The sequence below is a fragment of the Shewanella sp. GutDb-MelDb genome, from assembly GCF_002836075.1.
Lineage (GTDB): Bacteria > Pseudomonadota > Gammaproteobacteria > Enterobacterales > Shewanellaceae > Shewanella.
The window spans coordinates 1-5770 of sequence record NZ_PJBM01000009.1 but is presented as its reverse complement, the minus strand read 5'-3'; the positions used below and the strand labels follow the sequence as shown (position 1 = coordinate 5770).

At 44.9% G+C, this 5770-nt stretch carries 3 protein-coding genes and 1 pseudogene; 2 read left to right on the top strand and 2 right to left on the bottom strand.

Translation table 11 applies throughout. The features are described from left to right. A pseudogene (locus CXF82_RS00335) lies at positions 1-268 on the top strand (DUF3108 domain-containing protein); the annotation flags it as partial. Between the two features lie 81 nt (positions 269-349). Here CXF82_RS00335 and CXF82_RS00330 read toward each other — a convergent pair. Then, entirely contained in the window at positions 350-1126 is a 777-nt protein-coding gene (locus CXF82_RS00330) for a class II glutamine amidotransferase (RefSeq protein ID WP_101091894.1), read from the bottom strand. Positions 1127-1367: 241 nt separating this feature from the next. Here CXF82_RS00330 and fadE point away from each other — a divergent pair, with 241 nt between their 5' ends. Continuing rightward, the gene (gene fadE / locus CXF82_RS00325) at positions 1368-3815 is read left to right on the top strand and encodes an acyl-CoA dehydrogenase FadE (protein ID WP_101091893.1); all 2448 of its coding nucleotides are present in this window, start codon (positions 1368-1370) and stop codon (positions 3813-3815) included. Between the two features lie 83 nt (positions 3816-3898). Here the strand turns inward: fadE and CXF82_RS00320 are convergent, their stop codons facing one another. Next, positions 3899-5728 (bottom strand): cation:proton antiporter, encoded by a 1830-nt coding sequence (locus CXF82_RS00320; RefSeq protein ID WP_102043461.1) that lies wholly within the window; start codon positions 5726-5728, stop codon positions 3899-3901. Positions 5729-5770: the final 42 nt, after the last annotated feature.

Sequence of the window (5770 nt, the reverse complement as noted above, 5' to 3'; positions counted from 1 at the left end):
AGAGCGCGTCAACATTGACAGCGGCAGCTACCAAACCTTAAAGTTTGAAGTTAAGCGTGACAGTACCAAACGACAAACATTTTTCTGGATGTCACCAGAATTAAGCTATCTCCCCATTCGCTTAACGCATTTTGAGAAAGGCAGTAAACAACTCGATATAAAACTGCTCAGTTATAAATTTGAGCAAGAGGCAACCGTTGTTACGCCAACTATAGCCGAAACCGTTAAGCCAGAGACCACTGCATCAGGCAATACAATCGAGCAATAACTAACATCAACGTCCAAACCAAACATTAAAAAAGCGCGGATAGCCATTAGCTAACCACGCTTTTTATTATTTCAACAACCCCTAACCTATGAGTAACTCACCTTTCTTAAACAGCTTCCACTCACCTGGTGCTAATACATTCCACTGCTCATTCTTTGTCAGTGGTCGAGTCGCAATCACGGTTACAACATCATTCGGCGTAGTTTCAGTATCAAAATCAATCACCACATCGGTATCGATTAGCTTGGCTTTACCAAACGGTGCGCATCGAGTGATGTAGCACAAGTTATTACTGCAATAACTCATTAGGTGCTCACCGTCACTCAAAATCATATTAAACACCCCTAGGGCTCTTATCTCATCAGCCAAAGTGGCAATAAAACGATAAACCGCTAGCATGTCGTCAGGGGCTTTATCACCAAACTGCGCTACCACTTTGTCCATAATCCAACAAAATGCCATTTCGCTATCGGTATCTCCCACCGCATTGAACCGTGTCGGCACAAACTTAGCTTCATAACCGCTTAACTGGCCATTATGCGCATAAGTCCAATATTGCCCCCAAAGCTCACGCGTAAAAGGGTGAGTATTCTCTAGTGAGACACAACCGCGGTTAGCCTGTCTTATATGGCTCACAACCACTTCACTTTTAATTGGGTATGATTTAATTAATTTTGCAATATGAGATTCACTGCTAGGGCGCGCATCTTTAAATGTTCGACTTCCTTTACCTTCGTAAAAAGTGATCCCCCAACCATCAATATGTGGGCCAGTCACACCGCCGCGTTCTGCAAGGCCAGTGAAACTAAATACAATATCTGTCGGCACATTGGCACTCATGGCCAGCAACTCGCACATTAATCTTAACCCCGTTCAATAAGCTACAACTTTATTTGTCCATTCTAACCAGTTGCTAGCCATAGTGGAATCCTCCCCTGACACAAAAAATTTAAACATTTGTTTGAAAAGACTTGTATTAAAACTGACTAGCGTTTAAATTTTATGAGACACAGGTCTGACCACAGACTATAATTGTGACCCAGACAGTAAATAAGTGACTCGCTAAACGTGATAAGTCACAACTAAAAGGAGAATAACAGTGACTACCCTACTTTGGATCCTGGCGATGATTTTTACCATAGGCGCTTTTGCCTATCTAAGAGTCTCCCTACTCACTGCCACCTTGGGTGCCGCCATTGTTATGGCTATCGGCACAGGTACAGCAGTAATTAGCCCGCTACTATGGGTTGTTTTTCTGGTTATCGCCTTACCGCTTAATCTCAGTTCTTTCAGACAAAATGTCATCTCTCGCCCGTTACTCAAAATATATCGCGGGATTATGCCAGAGATGTCAACAACAGAGAAAGAAGCGATTGAAGCCGGAACCACATGGTGGGAAGCAGACTTATTTGCAGGAAAGCCTGATTGGAGCAAACTACATAACTACCCAAAGGCCGCTCTCAGTGCAGAGGAACAAGCATTCTTAGACGGTCCAGTTGAAGAGGTGTGCAAGATGCTCAACCAGCATCAAGTGTCGCATGAGTTAGCAGACCTCCCCGAAGAGATATGGCAATATTTGAAAGATAATGGCTTCTTCGCCATGATCATTAAGAAGAAATATGGCGGTTTAGAATATTCTGCATATGCACAGTCACGCGTATTGCAAAAACTGGCGGGTTTAAGCAGTGAGTTAGCCTCTACTGTTGGCGTACCAAACTCACTCGGCCCTGGTGAGTTACTGCAGCATTACGGCACCACCGCTCAACAAGATCATTACCTTCCACGCCTTGCAAAAGGGCTTGAAGTCCCTTGTTTTGCATTAACTAGCCCTGAAGCGGGTAGTGATGCAGGTGCTATTCCCGATTACGGCATCGTTTGTAAAGGTGAATGGGAAGGCGAAGAAGTCCTCGGCATGAATCTGACATGGAACAAGCGCTACATTACTCTCGCGCCAGTTGCGACTGTGTTAGGCCTTGCCTTTAAACTGCGCGACCCAGACCAACTCTTAGGTAAAAAAGAAGAGCTAGGCATTACTTGTGCACTTATTCCTACCGACATTGAAGGGGTAGAAACCGGTCGTCGTCATTTCCCACTTAACTGTATGTTCCAAAATGGTCCAACCCGCGGCAACGATGTGTTTGTCCCATTAAGCTTTATTATTGGTGGTCCAGAAATGGCTGGCCAAGGCTGGAAAATGCTGGTTGAATGTTTATCTGTTGGCCGTGGTATTACACTTCCGTCTAACTCAGCAGGTGGTATTAAAACCGCCGCATTAGCAACAGGGGCTTACGCTCGAATTCGTCGTCAATTTAAGCTACCGATTGGTAAGCTTGAAGGTATTGAAGAGCCAATGGCGCGCATCGGTGGTAATGCTTACCTAATGGATGCTGTGACTACGTTAACGACAACCGCTATCGATTTAGGTGAAAAACCATCAGTCGTTTCCGCCATTGTGAAGTTTCACCTCACCGACAGAATGCAACGATGTGTTATCGATGCCATGGATATTCATGGTGGTAAAGGGGTTTGCTTAGGCCCAAATAACTATCTCGGCCGTGGCTATCAAGCCGCTCCGATTGCAATTACCGTTGAAGGTGCAAACATTCTGACTCGCTCGATGATCATTTATGGTCAAGGTGCGATCCGCTGTCATCCCTATGTGTTAGCAGAGATGGAATCCGCATTTGATACGGATGTTAACAAAGGTCTGCGTGATTTTGATGCGGCTATCTTTGGTCATATTGGTTTTACCACCAGTAACTTGGTTCGTAGCTTCTGGTTAGGTCTTACCTCTAGCCGCTTCTCTAACGCACCTTACTCAGATAAAACTAAGCGCTACTATCAGCAAATGAACCGCTTCAGTGCGAACTTGGCGTTACTTTCTGACTTAGCGATGGCGACATTAGGTGGCAACCTTAAACGTAAAGAACGTATTTCAGCCCGTTTAGGAGACCTGCTCAGCCAGCTATACCTTACTTCGGCAACGCTTAAGCGTTATGAAGATGAAGGACGCCAGTTAGAGGATCTACCATTAGTACAGTGGGCAGTTGAAGATTCACTTCATAAGCTACAAACTTCACTAGATGATCTACTTGATAACTTCCCAATGGGTCTTGGTTTGCCGTTACGTGCTGTTATTTTCCCATTTGGTCGTCCATTAAAACGCCCTACTGACGTGCTTGACCATAAGGTTGCTCAGATAATGCAAACACCTTGTGCTAGCCGTGAGCGTATGGGTAAAGGACAATTTTGGACACCTAGCGAGCACAATGCTGTGGGTATTCAAGAGCAAACCTTTAAAGACATCTTGGCTTCAGAGCCTATCTACGACAAGGTCTGTAAAGCAGCTGGCAAGCGCATACCGTTTATGTGGTTAGATAAAATTGCTGCAGAAGGCAAAGCGCTTGGCGTGCTTAGCGAAGATGAGATTGCACTGCTAGAGCGCGCTGAAATTGGCCGCATGAAGTCCATCAATGTTGATGACTTTGATCCTGAAGAGCTTAAAGCACGTGTGCTTGAGTTCGCCAAACAGGTACAAGCAGCCTAATCAATACCAGGTTAACAACGTAAGTTGATACTCTAAAAGCCAGTCGCTCACCGTGACTGGCTTTTTTATTGAGATGGGTTTGCTTAAGGCTGCGTAATATTGACTATTGCAGCAGGTTTAGCATCTCTGGGAATTAAACTAATCAACTCTACACCCGAAGTTAACGCTACCCTGTCAGCCGCACTTATCACTTTGACCTTGCCCCCTTGCAGATACACCAAAGGAATCGCACTTTGACCGTACTGCGCCATAAACATCGAGTAGTCAAAGTTTGCCGTCAAGCTGGTACTTTTTATACTGGCGCCTTTAGCCATCAAACTGGCTAATTTAGAATAAGACACAGCATCACCAAATAAACACAACTGCCTTAAATAAGACTCGGATAACTGATGCCTTGCGCTATTACTACTGCTAGTACTGTCATTATTATTAAGTCCATACACCTTCTCCCTGCCAAACACATCTTGGAAATAGAAACTGACCAAAGGGTTAAGCTGCCTGTAAGGTGACAATACCAGTACACGCCCTATTCCGCTCATGTTCATATGGTTTTCAGCGTGCTCAGACGCTGGATTACCAAAATAGACTGCAAGGTTTTCCATCCGAGCTAATCGAATATTGTCCCAGTTATTGTCGGCTAACAACACGGTAACGCCGTTAGCCTTTAATGTTTTGGCTAGAGCACGTGAAAATTGAGACGCGCCAAAAATGAGTAATCCTTGCGACGATCCAGCGGTCACCCCCAGTATTTTTGCCCAGCGCCCCGCTGTCAGACTTTGGATCACCACCGTACCGATGATGATTAAAAATACCAAAGGCACAATTAACTCTGCTCCGGCTACACCTGCTTTTTCTAGTTTGATGGCAAACAGTGAGGAAATTGCTGCCGCGACAATACCCCGAGGGGCAACCCAGCTTAAAAACCATTTATCCGCGCTCGATAATGATGTCCCAACACCACAGCACCAAATGCTAAGTGGCCGAGCAATCAACATCACCACCGCTAACAGCACCAATCCTTGCCAACCTAAACGGATCAAAGCATCAGCATTTAATCTCGCGGCTAATAAAATAAATAGTGCAGAAATGAGCAGTACCGTCAGCGTTTCTTTAAATTCAAGAATATCGTCAATCTCGACACCCTTCATGTTTGCAAGCCATATACCCATCACGGTTACAGACAGTAAGCCAGCTTCTTCTTGCAGTAAATTAGAGGCGACAAATACCGCTAACATTAAGGTTAATACGGCGGTATTACGCAAATAATGTGGCAGTAAGTTATTGCGTAAGATCAAACCCACTAAATAGCCGCAAAGAGTCCCTAAACCGAAGCCGACTAACAACATCGAAGTTAAAGCATGCAACACATGGGTTGTTGGGTCCGCTGCCACCCCTATGTATTCAAATACCAATACCGCTAATATCGCCCCGATAGGATCAATCACTATGCCTTCCCAGCGTAAAATACTCGATAACTCTGTTTTAGGCCTCACACTGCGCAGCAATGGCACAATCACAGTCGGGCCAGTAACAACCACTAATGCGCCAAATAACGTCGCCATTGGCCAATCAAAACCAATTAAGTAATGCGTTGCAACACTGATACAAACCCACGTAATGGCGGTACCTAAGGTTACAAGACGAGTCACCATACCGCCGTGCTCTTTAATCTCTTTAAAATTAAGCGTCAAAGCACCCTCAAAAAGAATAATGGCAACACCTAAGGAGATAATCGGAAACAGGAGGTCACCAAAAATGGCATCTGGCTTTAAAAAACCCAACATTGGCCCTAGCAGTAGGCCACACAGCAGCAAAGGTAAAATAGCAGGTAATCTGAGCCGCCAGCCCAACCATTGACAAAATAGCGACAAAACGCCTAAGAGCGCGAGCATAGCGGTGATGTGCTCCAGCATGATATATCCTTATCCAATAATTGCCGTCATTACATTGTTAAC

Bases quoted from the DNA above. Each gene is read 5' to 3' on its own strand.
- CXF82_RS00330 (WP_101091894.1), bottom strand. From the start codon at position 1,126: ATGTGCGAGTTGCTGGCCATGAGTGCCAATGTGCCGACAGATATTGTA.
- CXF82_RS00320 (WP_102043461.1), bottom strand. From the start codon at position 5,728: ATGCTGGAGCACATCACCGCTATGCTCGCGCTCTTAGGCGTTTTGTCG.